Annotated in this window: 14 protein-coding genes and 1 riboswitch; of the genes, 5 read left to right on the forward strand and 9 right to left on the reverse strand. The window is 63.9% G+C overall.

Annotated elements, in window-relative coordinates; all coding sequences use genetic code 11:
• Positions 1 to 583 (reverse strand): MCP four helix bundle domain-containing protein (locus tag NET03_RS10600; protein WP_252128894.1); only part of this gene is annotated, 583 nt, incomplete at its 3' end.
• A 499-nt stretch (positions 584 to 1082) separates the two neighbouring features.
• Between NET03_RS10600 and NET03_RS10605 the strand changes: the two genes are divergently transcribed.
• A complete protein-coding gene (locus NET03_RS10605; protein WP_252128895.1) occupies positions 1083 to 1283 on the forward strand; it encodes a hypothetical protein in 201 nt (66 codons plus the stop codon).
• A gap of 1035 nt (positions 1284 to 2318) precedes the next feature.
• Here NET03_RS10605 and NET03_RS10610 read toward each other — a convergent pair.
• On the reverse strand, positions 2319 to 3374 hold the full coding sequence (locus NET03_RS10610) for a TIGR03557 family F420-dependent LLM class oxidoreductase (RefSeq protein WP_252128896.1): 1056 nt from the start codon (positions 3372 to 3374) through the stop codon (positions 2319 to 2321).
• A 103-nt stretch (positions 3375 to 3477) separates the two neighbouring features.
• Between NET03_RS10610 and NET03_RS10615 the strand changes: the two genes are divergently transcribed.
• Entirely contained in the window at positions 3478 to 4677 is a 1200-nt protein-coding gene (locus NET03_RS10615; RefSeq protein ID WP_252128897.1) for a trans-sulfuration enzyme family protein, read from the forward strand.
• Between the two features lie 4 nt (positions 4678 to 4681).
• Here NET03_RS10615 and NET03_RS10620 read toward each other — a convergent pair whose 3' ends face one another.
• The 6 genes from NET03_RS10620 to NET03_RS10645 all read right to left on the reverse strand — a co-directional run bounded on the left by NET03_RS10620 (position 4682) and on the right by NET03_RS10645 (position 11296).
• Entirely contained in the window at positions 4682 to 6091 is a 1410-nt protein-coding gene (locus NET03_RS10620) for a DUF4129 domain-containing protein (RefSeq protein ID WP_252128898.1), read from the reverse strand.
• Positions 6075 to 7313: a DUF58 domain-containing protein gene (locus NET03_RS10625; protein WP_252128899.1), complete on the reverse strand. Its 1239-nt coding sequence runs from the start codon at positions 7311 to 7313 to the stop codon at positions 6075 to 6077. Before NET03_RS10625 ends, NET03_RS10620 begins: the two co-directional genes overlap by 17 nt.
• A 2-nt stretch (positions 7314 to 7315) precedes the next feature.
• Positions 7316 to 8320: an AAA family ATPase gene (locus NET03_RS10630; protein WP_252128900.1), complete on the reverse strand. Its 1005-nt coding sequence runs from the start codon at positions 8318 to 8320 to the stop codon at positions 7316 to 7318.
• The gene (locus NET03_RS10635) at positions 8317 to 8721 is read right to left on the reverse strand and encodes a HEAT repeat domain-containing protein (protein ID WP_252128901.1); all 405 of its coding nucleotides are present in this window, start codon (positions 8719 to 8721) and stop codon (positions 8317 to 8319) included. The genes NET03_RS10630 and NET03_RS10635 overlap by 4 nt, the downstream gene beginning before the upstream one ends.
• Entirely contained in the window at positions 8718 to 9740 is a 1023-nt protein-coding gene (locus NET03_RS10640; RefSeq protein WP_252128902.1) for a hypothetical protein, read from the reverse strand. Before NET03_RS10640 ends, NET03_RS10635 begins: the two co-directional genes overlap by 4 nt.
• 43 nt (positions 9741 to 9783) lie before the next feature.
• A riboswitch (Fluoride riboswitch) is annotated at positions 9784 to 9863 on the reverse strand.
• A 554-nt stretch (positions 9864 to 10417) separates the two neighbouring features.
• Entirely contained in the window at positions 10418 to 11296 is an 879-nt protein-coding gene (locus tag NET03_RS10645) for an amidohydrolase family protein (RefSeq protein WP_252128903.1), read from the reverse strand.
• Between the two features lie 990 nt (positions 11297 to 12286).
• On the opposite strand from NET03_RS10645, the gene NET03_RS10650 reads away from it, so the two are divergent.
• Genes NET03_RS10650 through NET03_RS10660 form a run of 3 tightly spaced genes read left to right on the forward strand, consistent with a single transcriptional unit; the run spans position 12287 to position 16890 of the window.
• Positions 12287 to 13882: a long-chain fatty acid--CoA ligase gene (locus NET03_RS10650; protein ID WP_252128904.1), complete on the forward strand. Its 1596-nt coding sequence runs from the start codon at positions 12287 to 12289 to the stop codon at positions 13880 to 13882.
• Positions 13879 to 16092, forward strand: coding sequence for a 3-hydroxyacyl-CoA dehydrogenase/enoyl-CoA hydratase family protein (locus NET03_RS10655; RefSeq protein WP_252128905.1), 2214 nt, complete (start codon positions 13879 to 13881; stop codon positions 16090 to 16092). Before NET03_RS10650 ends, NET03_RS10655 begins: the two co-directional genes overlap by 4 nt.
• A 27-nt stretch (positions 16093 to 16119) precedes the next feature.
• Positions 16120 to 16890 carry an enoyl-CoA hydratase/isomerase family protein gene (locus NET03_RS10660; RefSeq protein WP_252128906.1) on the forward strand — a complete coding sequence of 257 codons (771 nt, stop codon included), beginning with the start codon at positions 16120 to 16122 and terminating at the stop codon, positions 16888 to 16890.
• Between the two features lie 130 nt (positions 16891 to 17020).
• On the opposite strand, the gene NET03_RS10665 is transcribed toward NET03_RS10660, so the two are convergent.
• Positions 17021 to 18364, reverse strand: coding sequence for a polysaccharide deacetylase family protein (locus NET03_RS10665; protein ID WP_252128907.1), 1344 nt, complete (start codon positions 18362 to 18364; stop codon positions 17021 to 17023).
• Positions 18365 to 18973 lie beyond the last annotated feature (609 nt).

Below are 18973 nucleotides of genomic sequence, written 5' to 3' on the forward strand. Positions count from 1 at the left end.
CCAGCCCCGCCGCCCCTACCATCGCGTAGCGGAAGTTCGTCAGCTCGCTCACGGCTATCTGGCTGCTCGCGCTCACCTGCTGATCGACACCGTTCTCCAGCCTCGCGATAGTCTGGACGAGTTGTGTGAACTTCGGTGTCGAGTTGGCGGTAACATTCTGCTGGGCTCCTAGAGCATCCCCTCGCTGAAGTGCCTGAAGAGTGAGTTCCGCTGCAGAGCGATACGTCTGCCAGTCCGATCGAAGAGCAGCAACGTCACTGACCTGGCCACTGGGCGCTAGCCGTTCGAGGGCCTGCAACCCATCAGTGATTGCGGTGTCAAGTTCTGCGATCCGATCCTCGATGCGCTGTCGAACTGTTGTATCACTTGAAACACTGAGGGCAGCGAGCGTCTGCGCTCGCAGCTCCGTCATGTCACGTGTTGTCTTCGCGAGTTGGACTAAGAACTGGCTGGACTGCCGCGACTCATCGACAGTATCGAGGATTCCATCGATCCAGAACCACCCAACAAGGGTAATGCCCAGCAAGACCGTCGCGAGAGACGCAAGAATGCCCAAGACCTTTGCCCGAAAACTGAGTGTCATGGATGGCCTCCTCACGTGTTGCCACCATACCGACTCAGTCACACCATCGGTGTCCGCGCCAGCGGACGTGACCCCTTTCGAGTCATGGTCGAGCAGGTGAGGAGGGGCAGGGGGAGATCAGGCTTGTTGGGCAAGAGGAACGCAGTGAGCACGTCTTACACCAGAGAGATTCTGTGGCGTTTCCCGCGTCGAGAGGCAGGAAGCGCTGCGGACTATGAGTGCTTCGCCATCCCTTGACCGAGAGAGGATTGGTCCGTATACTATGGAAGGTTGGGCGTGTTGGCCCTTCGGGGTCGTGCGTCCGAGTCGGTCCGATGTGGAGGGTACAGCGAGTGGAACGTAGTCAACCTCCAGAACGCAGTACCGGCTCCCACGGGCCGGCCGGGTCGGAGCAGCTCGTCGTGTAAGTCCCCGCGCGCACGGCACCTCCGCACCCCCGGTCGGTCCGGGGGTGACCGGTCAGGAGATGCACCAAACCTGACGGAAAGGGGGTGAGCCGATGCGCACTGTAATTCGCTACACCATCCTCAACCAGGATGGCCAGCCGGTTATCCGCGCCGTTCGCGTCGTCTACCCGGCGACGGCACGTGTTGCACCGCTGCACCAGACGGTGCCGACGGAGCAGCGCGCGGTAACCGAGGAACTCCGCCAGACCGAGCGCATCCGCGCTCGTGAGCGCCGCGAGCCGAGCGGCGAGTAAGCACACGCTGAACGATCAACGCAGCGTCGACCCCCGCGGGAGAACGACCCGGCGGGGGTCGTTCCTTGCTGATGCCGGCAGGATTCGGGGAGATAAAGGACATTCCCGTCTCCACGGACTGGCGAGCTGGACACACTCGGGTTTGGAACCAGCGTCATTGCCCTGCAAGTGGAGGGACGGTCACACTGATGGCCCTGTGGGACCACTGCATCGTCTGCCTCAGTGTGTCCAAAGGCGCCTCTGCTGCCAACCGACGAAACCAGACCACCGACCAATGCGTTGGGGACCGCAGGGCATCACGCTGCCGGAATCTGCCATCCACCCGCCACGTGCCCCCGGTGAACCGGGGAAGGATGGGAATCGTCTGGAGGGCGTGCCATGCGCGGAACATCTTCACCCGCAGCCCGGTGAAGGAGCCGCCAACGCTGAAACCATGGGGTCAATCGACCGGACTTCCGGGATGAGAACCAAGCGCAGCTCATCCGGACCCGGCCACTGACGTGGACGCTGTGAACCAAACCGGCCTTCGAGTAGCGTCACGGTGCAAGGTGCCCGGAAAGCGAAGGAACGCGATGCAGCCCCTACGGGTGCGAGGGATTTTTCCCCTTCGGTGCGGGTCCCCGTGAGCGCGATTCGTGACTGCCTCACGGGTGGAGGCTCGATCCAGCGTGGAAGGGACGGCAGGCACGCAGGCGGGGAAGGCCTCGGAGCTGAAGGCTCTGGCAGAATCCAGCGAGCCATCCGCTAGGAACGAGAGGGGAAGGCAACGACGGTGTGGCGAGTACGTGAAAAGGCTGAGCCTCCATGATACCGGCAGCACCGTCTGGACGCCCGCAGGACGAGTACGCTGACTGGACCCCGGCATGCCAGGGAGGATCCCTCAGGGGGGTAGACGATTCTGCCGGCGCAGGCGAGGGCGAGACACCGGATCGGGATCCCACGAACACCCCGATCCTCTGGTTCCTGGGAAGATCACCACAGATGGTCTAGCCTGTTCCACGCCGGTGGGCTGTCAGGTCTCGCCGCTCCCAACCATCATTCTCCCGCATCGCTTGCTAGTCGGCCAACCGCCACTCGTGGCGCATGAGCCAATGGTGCATCGGCCGGCCAGCGGAGGTGTGGAATAACATGTCGCCCGTAAGCGCGGATGAACTCCTCCTGATTCCGACCGACGTTGTGGACGTAGATCTCGGTAAAACCAAGGTCAATGAGATGCTGCAAGTACTCGCCGTGGCGGTCGAGGTCGGCTGAGATCAGCACCCGGCCTTGGAAGTGTTCGGGACGCACCAAGCGAGCCATTGCCTGGAAGTCCTCAGGATTGCGGATATCGCCCTTGGGGAAGGCCATGCCGCCGTTCGGCCACTCACGCAGTGCATTCTCAAGCGCCTGCTCGTCGGTCTGGGCCCAGGAGACATGGACTTGGAGAAGGCGTGGCATCCGCTCCGGATCCTTGCCAGCCTCGCGGGCCCCACGAGCAAAGCGGTCGAGTAGCATGCGCAGCTTCTCATCGCTTGCGCCGGGCGTCAGGATGCCATCGCAGAGCTCGCCGGTCTTTTTGGCCATGTACGGGCCGGCCGTACCGACAATAATAGGGGGCGGAACCTCCGGCAGGGTATAGAGCTTCGCACTCTCCACCTTAAAGTACGTTCCCTCGTGTCGGATAACCTTGCCGGTGAAGAGCTTCTGGATAACCTCGATTGCCTCGATCAGCATGCGGATCCGTTCGGCCGGCTCCGGCCAGTAGCGACCGACGATATGCTCATTGAGTGCCTCGCCCGCGCCGAGGCCAAGCCAGAACCGGCCAGGAAACATCGCTTCGAGTGTTGCGGCTGCCTGCGCCACGATGGCTGGGTGGTAGCGGTAACCGATCGGCGGCGTGACACCAGTGCCGAAGCGCAGTCGTGTCGTCACGCCGAGCGCGCCGAGCCAGGCCCAGACGAATGCGCTCTGCCCTTGCTCAGGAGTCCAGGGATGGAAGTGATCCGCTGCAAGGACGCTGTCAAAGCCCTCTTGCTCCGCAAGTTGGCACCAGCGGAGGAGATCGTTCGGGTGGAATTGCTCGAAGCTCGCGGAATAGCCGAGCCGGCTCATGACGTCACCTCCTGTTTCGTCCACCGCGCGCCAGCCCTTCCGACCTTCGTCTGAGTATGCTCCGATGCGACGAGCTGAGCGAGTGCGACGAAGGAGCTCCATGATGCCTGACCAGCGAGCCAAACCGACGACTACAACCACATGTGTCCAGGCCGGTCTCCTCCCCACGCCGAGTGCGACGTTCCCACTCGCGCCACCAATCTGGCAAACAGCGGCCTTCACTTATCCCGACCTCGAGACGATGGAGGGGATACTGGTAGGAGAACTGCCCGGCTTCATCTATGCCCGCTACGGACTCCCGAACCATCACCAGCTCGAGCGAGCGCTGGCGGAACTCGAAGGGGCCGAGACAGCGGTCGTCACGGCAAGTGGCATGAGCGCGATCGCGGCAACGCTCTTTGGACTTACGCGTCCCGGACAACGCGTCCTCGCCGATACGCACGTCTACCGAGGAACACGTCTCTTGCTGGAGCAGGACCTTGCCCGCTTCGGTGTCCGGGTCGACTTCATCGACTGCGGCGACCTCGCGGCGGTCCAACAGGGGCTCAGGGAGCCTGCGCGACTGCTCTGGGTGGACACACTGACCAACCCGACGCTGCGGATCCGCAACCTGCCGCGGCTGGCAGCACTCGCGCGGGCGGCCGGAGCTCTCCTTGTGGTGGACAACACCTTCGCCACGCCGATCCACTGCCGGCCACTCGCCTGGGGTGCAACACTCGTCGTCCACTCCACGACCAAGATGCTCGGCGGACACCACGATGCGAGTGGGGGTGTAGTTGCTGGTCCGGCCGAGCTGATCGAGGTGATCCGGCAGCAGGTGGTGCGCTTTGGAGGTCGTGGTGGGGCTTTTGATGCCTGGCTGATCCAACGCGGGCTGGTGACACTCCCATTGCGCGTGGCCCAGAGCAGCGCCTCGGCGCTCACACTCGCACAACGGCTGGCAGCACACCCGACAGTACGATGGGTCTCCTATCCGGGGCTCCCGGGCCATCCAGAGCACCAACTTGCCGAGCGGCTCTTCACTGGCGGCTACGGGGCCGTTGTCACCTTCGAGCTTGCTGGAGGGGAACCGGCTGTACGCCGGTTCCTGCGTGCCTTGCGGCTCGTCCGGTTCGCGGAGACGCTTGGCGGGGCGATCACGACGATCGTCCATCCGGCCACGACGTCGCACCGTGCGCTGGCGCCAACAGAACGAACTGCGCTCGGGATTAGCGATGGACTGCTCCGGCTCTCAGTAGGGCTCGAAGAGGTCGAAGACCTCTGGGCCGACCTGGAACAGGCACTCGCGGCAAGCATCCATTAGCTTCTCAGTGCTGATCAGAGAGCGTCCGCTCCAGTTCCTGCCAATCAGCCAGCGCCGCTTGGCGGTCGTCCTGGCTCTCCCGTTCGCCGTACCGGCTCCAAAGATAGCGTGCTGTGAGGTCGATCCACGGTGAGGCGATCGCCGGGTACGCGGACACCACCCGTTGGGCGAGTTCACTTGGGGTCTCACTCGGACCTCGGACAACCCCTTGGCGGGCAAGGAGCATGAGTGCGGCACGGTAGGCGCTACGGACGTCGGTCGGACGGAGGAACGTGCGCACACGCATGGCCGGGCGGGTGGGCCAGCGCAGGCGTGGTAGAAGATCGCGGACGGCGCCAAGCGAGACGCGCTCCCGACGCTCCGTAGCAGCAGTTTCCTCAGCCAGAGCACGGTAGCGTCGGAAGGCGCGGGCAAGAGAGAGAATCAAGATGGCGAGGAGCGCGATCCCAACCAGGCCAGCGAGCGCATCGATGACCCAGGGGGGAATCGGGAGGAGGCGCGCCGCCTCTTCGGGTCGCGTCAGCTCGGGCAAGGTTGGTGGACTCGGGGGTGGGCCAGGCTCACCGCCGCCAGCGATCGCCCGCAAGGCCCAGACGACGAAGCGGAGTACCGTCCAGACGATGACAGCGAAGGCGACGGTCACTGTCACCAACACCGACACGACCAATGTCAGAAGCCATTCTACGGGACGCGCGATATGCGGCCAGACCGCTTGGCCGGCGAGGAGACTCAACAGCGCGCCGACCGCGAGTGCGCCAGCAGCGACGGCAAGGGAGCGGAGCACCCAGGGACCAGCAGCGACGGCACCGGCATAGGCACGGCGTACTGCTTGGGCTTGGACAAGCGCGGCCGTGAGCAGTCGGAGGAGGACGAGCAGCGGAGCACCCCAGGAGAGCACAGCCCAGACCGCCTGCGCGGCTGGACCACCACTGGCCAACGCAGCAAGCGTCACCCCAATGAGGAGGACAACGTCCCGTGCCACCGCCCAGCGGAGATAGTCTCCCTGGAAGGGCCAGGGTTCACTGGCAAGAGCCAAGGCACGCCACCAGACGAGCGCACTGAGGAGCAGCAGGCCGAGTGCGCCCGCCTCGAGTTGGACAAGTGCGGGGAGGAAGGCACCAGCCGCGGCAAGCTCGCCGGCACGACCTGTCCACCAGCCGAGCGTCCAGGCAAGCCAGCTCAGCACCGCGAGGGCACGCATCCACACCGGATCGCGGGTTGCAGCCAGGACGGAGCGCGCCAGTGCGAAGGCCACAAGCCAGGTCGCCGCGAGCGCTTGCCATCCCGGTGCGCGCGAGGGCTCACCGCCGAACAGCGTCACCGCCCAAGAGATCCAGGCGGTGAGCGGTAGCATTTCGGCCGCGCCGGCACTCACCGCAAGAGCGAGAGCAAGCCAGTCAGGCCGCCGCGGCACGGCTCACCTCCAGCTCGTACACCTCAAGGCCACGCCGCGAGTGGAGGCCCGCTGCACAGTCAACGGCGATGAGCACCACACCGTAGCCCTGTCGCCAGAGGGCGAGCAGCGTCCGCCGCAGAGCATCGGTCACCAACGCCGTGACCACGACCACCGTCAACCCACCGGTGAGTGACCGGGTCTCAGCCCCTAGCAGCGTCTCGATGCGGTGACCAGTATGCGGGACGAGCATCGCCAGTGCTTCGAGGATCCGCTGCAGCTGCCTGGGATGGCGGCCTGGCAAAAGACGGATGAATCGCTCACCCCCAATGAGCGGTGCGTTGACCCAGAGGCCGACCTGATAGCCCTGATCGATGCCCCAAGCGGCAAGGGAGGCGGTGAGCGAGATGGCCCACTCCAGCTCGCCAGGACGGATCCCTTCCCAAAAGTGCTCGAAGGTATTGACGTCGAGGAAGAGAGCAAGCGCTGGCGTGGCCGTCCGTTCCAGCAGGCGGGTCTGCAGCTCACCGAGCCGAGCACTGGCCCGCCAGTGAATCTGGCGTGGTGAGTCCCCGGGTTGGTAGGGGCGGACGCCTTGGATCCGAAGCGGGTCTTCGAGAAGCGGGTGAAGCGGCGTAGCATCGCCCAGCGGGCGCTCTGCCGGGAGGCCGAATGACTCCACCGGACGGACCTCCGGATAGACGATGAGCGTCCCAGCGGGAGCCACCTCCAGTCGGGCGCGGGCTAGTCCAAAGGGGTCGCCAGTGGTTAAGCGCGCCGGACCAAAGCGGTAGTATCCGCGGCGGATCGGTCGTGCCTGGTAACGCCGGTACACGCGCTCAGCTGCGCCAACGGTGAGTAGCGTCCGGAGCACTTTCCGCTCCGGCTTCGGCGAGGGCTCGAGTGCAACGCCGGCGACCTCCAGCGCAGCCGGGAGTTCCTCCACCACCTCCACCCAGGGAAGCGGGAGCGGCTTGGCGTTCTCTAGTGCGAGCATGAGAGTCACCGTCTCTCCAGGAAACGCGTGCGTCGGCTCGATCGTCCGCCAGTACCGCACTCGCGCAAAGCCGAAGCGTAGGTAGAGGAGCGACAGTGCCAGCACGACCGCCACGGCGAAGGAGACAAGTGCAAGCACCGGCCGACCGAGCGCGACCGCCGCGAGCCCGAGCACCAGCGCGGCGACGAGCCCGCTCGGCAGGACTTCCTCCCGTTCGAGAGGGACAACGACCGGTGCGTCGTCCATGCTTAGACCCCTTCGGCGACTTCCTCGACCGGCACTGGGACCTCGTCGAGGATGGCACGAATCAGTGCCTCGGCTGTGAGGCCATGAAGCTCGGCACGAGGCACGAGGCGCAAGCGATGCGCCAACACTGGGATGGCCACCCGTCGGACGTCATCCGGAATGACGAAGGGTCGGCCGGACAGCAGCGCCGCAGCCTGGGCAGCCCGTGCCAGGGCGAGGGTCGCGCGAGGGCTAGCGCCGAGCTGCACCTCTTCGTGCTCGCGCGTCCGCCGGACGAGCGACACGAGATAGTCGAGCGTTGCCTGACCAAGGAAGACCCGTTTTGTCTCGGCGATCGCCGCGGCGAGTTCCTCCGGGCGTGTGACCGGCTCAAGCTCCACGAGCGGATCGCCTCCGAGAAAGCGGCGGACCATGGCAACCTCATCCTCGGCTGCTGGATAGCCGACACTCAGACGCATCGCAAAGCGGTCAAGCTGCGCCTCGGGCAAGGGGAAGGTCCCCTCGAGCTCGATCGGGTTTTGGGTGGCGAGGACGAGGAACGGCTCAGGGAGCCGATAGGTCTCCCGTTCAACGGTAACCTGGCGTTCCTCCATTGCCTCCAGCAGCGCAGATTGGGTGCGCGGTGTCCCGCGGTTTACCTCATCGGCAAGGACGACATTGGCGAAGATCGGACCGGGATGGAAGACGAAGCTTCCACGCCCCGGCTCATAAACGAGCGAGCCGGTCACATCGGCTGGCAGAAGGTCAGGAGTGAACTGGATACGACGGAAGGTGCCCCCAATGGCTTGACAGAAGGATTTCCCCAATTTGGTCTTGCCAATCCCGGGAACGTCCTCGACGAGGACATGGCCTCCGGAGAGGACGGCCACCAGGAGGAGCTCGATGACATCGCGCTTGCCGACGATCACCCGCTCGACGGCATTGCGGACGCGGAGGAGCAGCTCCTGCAGGGCATCGACGCGGTCAGAGGAGAGGCGCTCACGCGGCGCATCGTTCAAACTGATCATTGGGTGTCCTCCCCTCCCAGAAGCCGTCGCGCCTCCTCGCGGACCCCCGAGGATGGATCGAACTCGGCGATCGTGTGGAGAATGGGACGGGCGCGCGCTGGGTCCAGGTCAGTGAGCGCCCGGAGCGCCGCGCGACGCACGCGAACCGGTCCGGACTGGGCAGCCTCGACGAGGGCCGGAAAGGCACCTGGGTCACCGATGCGGCCAAGGGCGATGACAGCTGCTGCTTGGACATCGACCTCGTTCGGCCGCTCGTGCAAGACGGCGATCAAGGCGGGGACGGCACAGCGCGTGCGCCGCTGACCGAGCACCCAGGCACAAGTCTCGGCGATGTCCGGTCGCGGGTGACGCAGCCCTTCGATGAGAGCCGTGTCGTAGTCGTGGTCAATGGTCAGACTCATGGCTGGCCCTCCGGTGCGTGAGCTGATCCTACCACTGATGACGGTCGGTTCCGCTCGTGCGCCCCTGCGGCAGGCACGGTTCCAGCTAATCGGGCGATCGCGCGGAGCCAGCTTGAGCGCTGACCGGGGGTCAGTTCTCCACGAAACCGATAATCTGCGGCGGCGATGAACGCTGCGAGATCGTCCAGGAGCTCCGCGAGCGCAGCGCGGCTGCGAAGGAAGTCGGACTCCAGGCCATGGCCCAAGCAGGGCTCGAGTGCAGCGCCCTCCGCGTGGGCTTCCCGCTGATGCATGAACCAGTCCCAGCAGCGGTCACGTCGCGGCGGGGCATCCAGGCAATGGGGACAGCACTCTGGAAGGGTCGCTGGCTGGGGAAGATGCCAGGGACGACGGCCAGCTTCGTGGGTCAGCCGCTCAAGGTGCGACCAGCGCGGGCGCTCGCGCGCAACCCGCATTTCCCACTCGGCCCAGGGGAGAGCGGGAGCGAGGCGAGCGAGGGCAGCGGCATGCGGCTGGCAGAGGATGCCTGGCTGTTGGAGCAGCAGCCCGGGGTCATGCCGCGCGAGCTCGGCCGTGGCCCAAAGGAGCGTCTCCTCAGCGGCCGCAAGCCATTCGCAGACCGGGCAGGGCTCCTCAGGTGCGAGCCAACGCTCGAGCGCCTGGGAGCTGGTGCCGCTCCGATACGCATCACGGAGAATCCGCTCGAGCAGAATCGCAACACCGAAGTGGCTATGCACCGCCGCACCAGCCGGAACGAGCGCCCAGGTATGCTCCCAGCAAAAGCCGCGGGCAGCCGCCAGCCGGTCAGCGGTCATTGGATCGTTGACCTGCTCCCAGAGGAGGGACTCCAAACTGCGGCGCTCCTTTTGGGAGAGCAGGCGGCAGAGCGGACAGCCGGGCTCCGCGAACGTCTCGCGGACAGTCGCCGCAAGGTAGCGATCGAGCGAGACCCGCTGACTACGGGGAAGGAACTCGCGGAACCGCTCGACGAACGGGCGGTGTTCGGGTGTCCGCACCATGGTGCACCTCCAGACGGCAAAAGCCTCTGCCGGCCAGATAACTGGTCCGACAGAGGCTATCAGCCACAATCCGGCAGTTCGGCGGCTCGTTGCCACCCGGCGAGCCTCATCGCCGTACAATTGCAGTATAGCATGAGAAACCTCCTTGTAAAGAGAGAGGAGAAGGAGGGGGAGCGCAGGGGGATCGTTCTCACCGCAACGGGAGCGCGTGCCGCCTGAAGAGCGACGTCCCGGCAGGGCGGAGAGCGCATCACCCCTCACACCATCGCCCGCCGCGCCACAGGACGCACCCGCTCATCTCCGCCACCTGCAGAACCACCGGGTCCTCCGGCCATCCGCTCACGCGAGTCGGTGCCGGCCAGGTGTATCCCGCCCCGAAAAAACGGCGGGGACACTGCCCCCTGCCGGAAACAAGGCAAGCCTTCTCCCGCCGCATTCCCGATGGGGCCAGATTTCAGGGGCACGCGCTCTCCATGCCTCCCTCACGACCAGCTGCAGGAACCAGATCACTTGTTTGTCCCCACGCTATCCGGACGATCGGGGATGAGAGCCGTTCGCCACGGCGAGCTGTGGATGCGCTCGGCAGCGCAGCAGAGCGTTGTCCCCTCCCTCTGCTTGAACGGAAGGACAACATACCATCGCTCTCCAAGATTCCCGAAGGATTCCCGAAGCAGCCATCACGAGCCGCTTTCCGGCTGTTCCTCCAGGAGATCGGTGAGCCCCAGGAATCGCGCCGCGTTGTCGCGGAGGATCTTCGGACGCACCGTGTCCTTGATTGGGAGCTCGGCGAACTCGCGGAGCCAGCGGTGTGGCGAAAGCATCGGGAAGTCAGAGCCGAAGAAGACCTTGTCCTGGACCAGGGAGTTCGCGTAGCGGATCACACTCTCTGGGATGTACTTGGGAGCCCAGCCCGAGAGATCCATGTAGACGTTCGGTTTGTGGCGCAGGATGGCCAGTTGCTCCTCGTGCCACGGCCAGGCGGGATGCGCCATGATGATGCGAAGCTCCGGGAAACGCGCCGCGATGTCGTCGATGTAGGGAATTGGACGTCCGTATTCCAAGCGGATACCAGCGCCACCTGGCTGTCCAGCGCCAGCCATTGTCGTGCCGCTATGGAAGAGGACAGCGAGACCGAGCCGAGCACACACTTCCCAAAGAGGAAAGAACCGGGGGTCATTTGGTGCAAAGTCCTGAACAGCGGGATGGAACTTGAGACCTTTGAGGCCAAGAGCCGCGCACTTTTCTGCTTCCAGGATCGCTTTCTTACCTTTCCAAGGATCCACTGAACCGAAACCGATATAGACATCCGGGTGCTTCTCGACCCACTGCGCGATTTCTTCGTTCGAGGCCGCGAGGCCGGTCCGTGTTTCGTCGTCAATGTCGAAAATGACAGCCATCGCATTCAGCTCACGGTACATGTCCGCCATGGCGTCCGGATGATCACTGAAGCCCTCCGGATTGGCGGGGACGTAGCGATCACGCTCCCATACCTTGGCATGTTCACCGGTACGTACGTGGACGTGGATGTCGATAACTTCCACACGTCGCGTCGTCACCTTTCTGACCCTCCTCGTTCTCCGCGGACTTACCTGACTCTCTCATCGGTCGGCATCTCACTGTCACCGCATTGGAGCGATCGTCACAACATCAAGCACGTCGGGGCCCGCCAATGCGAGGCGCTTGATCATAGCCCCGAAGCGCCAGTCCAACGGCACAGGGCCAGTAAAAGACAACAACCTTGCCGCATGCGCCGCAGCCAGGACGAGGATGACGCGCGGCAGGGATCCAGCAAGAGCGCTGCGACAATCGAGACAGCGGGGACCGGTTCTCGTCTGGCCAGCCTCGGACGGCCTGGTGTCTGGCAGAACACCCACGAGGCAGACGAGTACCGCATCGCTCCAACGGGAAGAGGACTCGACGACGGAACCTCACCCGGCTCAGCCGTCGGTCACAAGAGCGACAGAACACGTTGCATGCGGTACGGTCCACAATATCCAGCCTCAGTCGTTCGACCAGAACCACGCTCACCGCGAGAGCATACCCGTAGTGCTCCTCGTCACTTTAGCACGAAGCTAAGAACCGCACAAGCAAAGCGTGGAGAGTGGAGATGGGAGGTGACCCATGGCAGGTATGCTGCTCGCTTGCAGGAGGCATGTTGTAGATGCCCTGGCCCCTTTGGACCGGACAACTCCGGTCATGGGTGGGCGCATTGCAGTCTCTCACCGAGACCTCATGGCATGCGCCAAAGCTCGACCTTGTGCTGCTGAGGCACGGTGGCAAGGGGGCCAAGAGAAGAGCGCTGGCCGGACAGCAGGCTGTGCTTCTCCCAGAGGACAAGGAAAGGCAGCCCATGCCAGAGCATCTCTTCGTCGTTCGTGAACGCAAAGGGTTGACGTCGGTGTGGCACCCCGCTATTTTATGCGTGAACAAAGTGCGATCGTCTGGTCATCGGCAGGAATGCTTTCCCGCCACGAGGAGAGATCAGGCACATCGTGGGAAGAAATCCGAGCGCTGCGTGAGTACGCCAAGCGGGAGGGACAGGTCTTATGAACTTGGACACGCTCACCATCCGACACGTCCTCCTCCGAACCCAACGCTATTTCCCGCGCTCCGAAATCGTGGAACGAGTCGGTGAGGGACGCGTCTGCCGCTACCGGTATGCTCAGCTCGCCGAGGAATCGCTGCGTCTGGCAAATGCGCTGAAAAGCCTTGGCGTTCGGGAAGGCGACCGGGTCGCGACGCTCCTTTGGAACACCTGGCCGCACCTTGTGGCCTACCTCGCGATACCGAACATCGGTGCGGTGATCCACACGCTCAACCTGCGCCTGCATCCGAACGATCTGGCATACATCGCCGAGCATGCCGAAGATCGTGTACTGATTGTTGAAGAGTCGTTACTCCCGCTGTATGAGGGCTTTCGCGATCGGGCCCCCTTTGAGCATGTGATCGTTGTTGGTGATGCATCCAAGGTGCCGGGCGCACTGTCCTATCAGGAACTGATCCAACAGTACGAGCCGGATGAGCGGTGCTTGGCCGAGGTGCACTGGAACACGCCCGCTTTCCTCTTGTACACGTCAGGGACGACGGGACGGCCGAAAGGCGTGCTCTACGTGCACGCGCAACTGGCACTTGCGGCGCTTGCCTTAACCTCGACCATCACCTACTACGTCAGCAAGGACGACTCGATCCTGCTTTCGGTCCCGATGTTCCATGTGGCGAGCTGGGCACTCCCCTACGCGGGGCTGATCGTCGGAGCCAAGATGGTGCTGCCGGGTCCGCACCCACAACCAGCTGACCTCTTGAATCTCCTCTCGGATGAGCAGGGAACATTCGTTGCAGGTGTGCCGACAGTTTGGCATGATGCGGCAAATCTTGTGGAGCGGTATCCTGGGCGCTGGACGTTCTCGCCGCGGCTTCGCCTGATTTTGGGTGGAAGCGCGGCGCCGGAGGCGTTGATCCGACGCTGGGAGTCGTTTGGCGTGACAGTGATTCATGGCTGGGGAATGAGCGAGGTGCTGCTCGGCCTACAGGCCCATGTGAAGCTGAGCGACTTCCCACCAGAGCGACACTATGAACTCCTCCTCAAGCAGGGGATGCCAGCACCCTTCGTTGAGGCGAAAATCCTTACCTTTGACGGGAAGGAGGCGCCCTGGGACGGACAGACGATGGGCGAACTCCTTGTACGCGGCGCCTGGATTGCGGATTCCTACTATCGTGGTGAAAGCCCCGACTCGTTTGTTGACGATTGGCTGCGCACGGGCGACGTTGGGATCATCGACTCCGAAGGATACGTGAAGCTCGTCGATCGCTTGAAGGACGTGATCAAGTCCGGCGGTGAGTGGATCAGCACGATCGAGCTGGAGAACGCGCTGATGAGTCACCCGGCGATCGAAGAGGCCGCAGTGATCGGTGTCCCGCATGAGCGCTGGCAGGAGCGCCCGTTGGCAGTCGTTGTGCTCCGTGAGGGGAAGACAGTCACACCAGAGGAGCTTCGCGAGTACCTGCGCGAGCGCTTTGTGCGCTGGTGGGTACCAGATGCATTCGTCTTCGTCGACGAATTGCCCAAGACTTCGACCGGGAAGCTGGCGAAAGCGGTGCTCCGCGAGCGATTCTGTGATTGGAAGTGGGAGGGGAGCGAGTGATTAGGCGGATCGGTGTCGTCGGTGCTGGGTCGATGGGAGCAGCGGTCGCGGCGCTCGCCGCTTCGGCCGGACTCGACGTGGTCCTGCTTGATGTCAAGGGACAAGACGACGCCGCTGGCCCAGCACGCCGCGGTCTGCAGCGCGTCGTACAGCAGCGTGCCTTTCTCAATCCCAGCGCGATCGATCGGGTACGAGTCGGCAACGTCGAGGACGATCTCGCATGGCTCACCGAGTGCGACTGGGTGCTGGAGGCGATTATTGAGAACCGCGATGCGAAGCGTGATCTGTTCCGCCGGTTGGACGCTGTCCTTTCTCCTCAGACGATCGTGACGACGAACACCTCGACCTTCACACTAGCACAGCTCTTGCCGGCAGAACTGGGCGCATGGCGTGAGCGGTTCTTTGTCACGCACTTCTTTAATCCACCGCGTGCGCTCCTGCTCTGTGAAGTCACCGCGTTCCCGGAGGGAGAGACCACGCGCTTTGCAACCTTCGTCCGCTTCTTGGAACAACGACTGGGGCGACGCGTCCTCCTGGTGCGCGACACTCCTGGGTTCGTCGCGAACCGCTTTGGCATTTATGCCCTCGTCCATGCCGTCCGACTCACCAGCGAAATCGGGCTTGCTCCTGAAGACGTCGATGTGCTCACCGGTCCACTCTTGGGTCGACCCCGGTCGGCAACCTTCCGGACCATCGATCTGACTGGCCTGGACATCCTGGTGCTGGGGACACGCAGCCTGCAGGAGTCGACCGGGGACGATTACGCAGTACCGGATTGGATTCTTGACTTGTACCAGGCAGGACGACTCGGCGATAAGACCGGCGGGGGAATCTTCCGCCGCGAAGGGGAGCAGCAGCTGACCTACGACCCGGTGCAACGAGCTGATCGCCTCTCTCGCCCAGCGACCATTCCGGGACTCGAGGACCTTCTGCGTCAGCCGTTCCCACAGCGTCTGCTTGGCGCGCTTGAGTTGCCTTCTCCATACGGTGACTACGTGCGGCAGTTGCTCGGCCGCACCTTTGGGTATGTGCTCCAGCGGACCACCGACGCAGCGCGCGACATCGCTAGTGTCGACCGAGCACTGGAGTGGGGCTTTGGCTGGGCAGCCGGCCCATATGCCCAGATGGACTTCCTCGGTCCACAGCGCGTGCGCGCACTGCTGGCGGAGGCGGGAGTGCCAGCTGGAGAGCTCCTCACGCTGGCCGAGCGACGCGGCGGCTTCTTCCTGGACGGTCAGGTACTGGAGCCGGCGAGCGGTGAACTCGTCCCCGAGGAACGCCTCCCTTCGACACGCCGCACGCGGCAGATTCGCACGCGGGAGGCACTCGAGCGCGAGGGAGTGCGCGACCTTGGAGACGGTGTGCTCGCACTCCGCATACGGTCGCTTGAGGCATTACCGCGATCGCTCGAGGAAGCTCTGGCACGATGGCCAAGTGCGCTTGTGCTCGTTCCTGCACTCGATAGCTTTGGTTATCCATACAGTGAACTCCTCCAGCTGGCTGAATCGGGTGATCAGACCGGACTTGAGGAGCGGCTCCGCGTGCTGCAAGCAGCGTTACACGCACTGACCCGCGTCCCAATCCCGGTCGTCGCGGCACTCGACGGTGAGGCGCGGGGTGCAGGGACAACGCTGGCTCTTTGGAGCGATGCGACGGTATCTTACCTCACTACGCCGCTTGGTTATCCGGGCGCTTTGGCCGGACTGGTACCGCTCGGCGCACTGGTGGCTCTGCGCGTGCGCAGTGAGGCCCGGGCCTCCACGCTTGCTGCCCTCCTGCGTGCAGAATTGGGAGCAGCAAGCGCGCTGACGACTCTCCTGGCTGCGGAACGGGTCGATTCGGCCCACCTGGCTGGAACACTTGGCCTCCTCGGAGACCGCTGGCTGGTAACGGTTGACCGGGACGGACTCTTGGAGACGGCAGCCGACCTGGCACGGGCGCTGGCGCACGGCGTGCCAGTCCGGCCGCTCGCCTGGCATGAGACGTTCGCCGAGGCTGGGCAGATGACCACTGCCGGTCCTTCGCTCGCTGAGTTGGATCCGACTGCACGGAGTGTGGTTGAGACATTGGCGCGTGCGTTGCGAAGTGCCGGCACGTTGGAGGAACTCCTGCGGGCTGAGCGGGCAGCGGTCGTTGAGCTGCTCAGCCAGACGGCACTTCGGGAGAAGGCAGCCGCGACATTGCAAGCCTTGAGTGCACCACGACGGTGAGGCATGTTGGGGAATGGGAGAAGTGGGATGGAGCGGATACTCCGCGAAGTACAAGATGGTGTGCTGTTGCTCCGGCTGAACCGGCCGGACAAGCTCAACGCGATCGACGAACAGATGCTGCGCGAACTGTGCACAGCCCTGGACGAGGCACGCGTGGATGACGGAGTCCGCGTCGTTGTCCTGACGGGGAACGAGCGAGCGTTTTCAGCCGGTGCGGACATTGATGGGTTTGCTCAGGTGACGGTCGAGGAATTGGCGACCAGCCGTTCCGATTTCCCGTTGTGGGACACGATCCGGCGCTTTCCGAAGCCATTGATCGCAGCCGTTTCTGGCTACGTCTTCGGTGGTGGACTCGAGTTGACGTTGGCCTGCGATCTTGTCGTTGCATCGCAGACCGCGCGCTTTGCTGCACCGGAGATTCGCATCGGTCTCATTCCAGGCGCGGGCGGAACACAGCTCCTTGCACGACGCTTCGGGAAGTACCGTGCGATGGAGCTCGTCCTCACGGGTCGGGAGTTTTCGGCCGAGGAGGCCGAACGGTGGGGACTCGTCAATGTGGTAACGACTCCCGAAGAGTACTTGACACGTGCACTCGAGCTGGCACGGCAGATTGCACAGCATTCGCCAGCAGCGGTACGAGCTGCCAAGGCTGCAATTGTGCAGGGACTTGAAATGCCGCTCGATCCGGCACTCCGCTTTGAACGGGAGCTGTTCCTGCGCGTCTTCACCACACCGGAAGCCCAAGAGGCAATCCGCAGTTTCCTCGAGCGGCGACGCGCGAAGCAACAAAGTGGCTGAGAACTGCTCTCAGTGAGCACGGGAGAGACGGCCTGGCATACCGATTTCGGGCCGTCTCTCCATCCCAGGCGAACATCTCTTCGACTCGGCCCCCTGCCTGCAGTTAGAGGACGAGAAGTGGTGGCACTGCTCAGAAGCGCTCAACGTACCAGGCAAAGCGGTCGAGCGAGATCGTGCCGCCGATCTCGATGCGCGGCTCAGCCCAGCGTCTCTCGCGTGTCCAACGCGCCCCGCCCCAGGCAGCCAACCCTCCCTGATAGCCAGTCGTGCTGACAATTACCGCGACTCGGCCGTTCCAGTCGCCGCCGGGGTAGGCGAAGAAGCGGATCGGTTCGCCGAGCCACTCCTGCAGGACGCGGCGGCTCGCCTCAGCCTCCCAGTGTACGTCCCGGTCGGCAAGGCGGGTCATCATCCGGTGCGTCATGGAATGCGAGCCGATCTCGTGTCCCATGGAGCGGAGTTCGCGCAGCTCTGCTGGGCCGAGAGCGCTACGGCCTGGGACGACAAAGAACGTCGCGGTCATATTGCGCGTTGCAAGCGCCCGTGCGGCGGCCAGCTGACTTCGTGATCCATCATCGAAGGTGATCACCACGGCCCGTTCGGGCAACGGACCATCGGCCAGCAGTGCTTCATAGGCCTGCTCGAGTGACACCGTCACGTAGCCCTTGGCGAAGAGCCAATCTAGCTGCTGTTCGAGCCTCCACAGAGGAATACGGTAGCGCCCGGCTGGCTCACCGACGTCGTGGTACATCAGAACAGGGAGGCGGAAGGCACGCGGAAAGAGCGAGGGATCATAGTCCGGTACGCCGTGCTGGCGCGGCACCGGTGCGGTGTCCACGCCATCGCGCGTGGCGAGCGCAGCCCCGAGCCGGCCGAGCTGCACCTCCCAGAGCGTGCCAAGCGCTTCCGGATGCCACTCGAAGCGCGCCCGCTCGAAGTACTGCACGGTGAAGGTGTAGCCGGTCTCGGGATCGATCTCGCGAAACTCCTCAGAGATTGGATACCCGAAGACTGTGAGTGCACCGTTTCGGAGCCAATAGCGGAGGAAGCCGTAGGCCAGTGTGTGGCCAGTCTCAGGGAAATACCGGCGAAGCGGGGTGTCCGGCGGAGAAGGATCGAGCACGAGTGGTGCAAAGGCGGGTTCACGGCGTTCGGCAGAAAGGAGTGCACCAACCCGGGTGAGCTGCACTGGGCAATCGGTGACAGCAGCGCAGGTGCGGGGTGCCTCCATGCGCGCCCGTTCGAAGTACTGCACGAGCATCCCCTCGCGCTCGTGCGCCTCGCTGATCGGATAACCAAAGATACGGAGTCCACCGTGGCCGCGCCAGAAGGAAAGGAACGGTTCGGCGAGGTGGTGACCGGTCGCGGAGAAATAGACGACCGGCGGGCCGCTGCTGGCCCGCGCAGGCTGCGTGGCCGGGACCGTACCGAGAACAGCAAAAGCCAACGCGAGCAGGAGACCGAGTCGCCCCATCCCCTTCCTCATCCCTTCCCACGAGTTCGGAGAGGCTGTATGACGGCCCCACCATAAAGATGAACGACCAACTCAATCAACCGTTACAGGATCGTGAAGGCGCGGACTACCAAACGGTACCCTGCTGTGTCGTGTACGCACTGGTGGGTGCGCGCTTGCCAGAGCCACACGGGGACATGAGCGCCTTGTTCGAGGAGAAGAGGGTGCTGGCTTGCGGTGGACAGGTACCTTGTTAGACACTGAGATTGTGCCACCACAACGACGAATGAAGCACCACGGACGGCAGGCACACGGAATCCCACGTCCTTCTCCGCGGCGAGCAGCATCATATCTGCTCACCACCGCGAGATGGGCTACGACCCCTGTACAGGTACAGCGCAGTCGTTTCTGGCAGCGTCACGACTCGCGCCACCTATCCCTCTTGGTCTGTTTCTCAACAGGAGATGAGAACCACTCGTGACGGACAGTTTTCCAGTTCATTTGGGGCGATGAGAACGAGCGGACATCGCGTGAGGAACGCAGTCAGCAACCAGCGGTGCAGCGCAGTGCAGCCGCGAACGGGAGGAAGGACCTCATCGGGAACGTGCAGGAGGCTGTTCGACCGATCGG

The sequence above is a fragment of the Thermomicrobium sp. CFH 73360 genome (assembly GCF_023806465.1).
Lineage (GTDB): Bacteria > Chloroflexota > Chloroflexia > Thermomicrobiales > Thermomicrobiaceae > Thermomicrobium.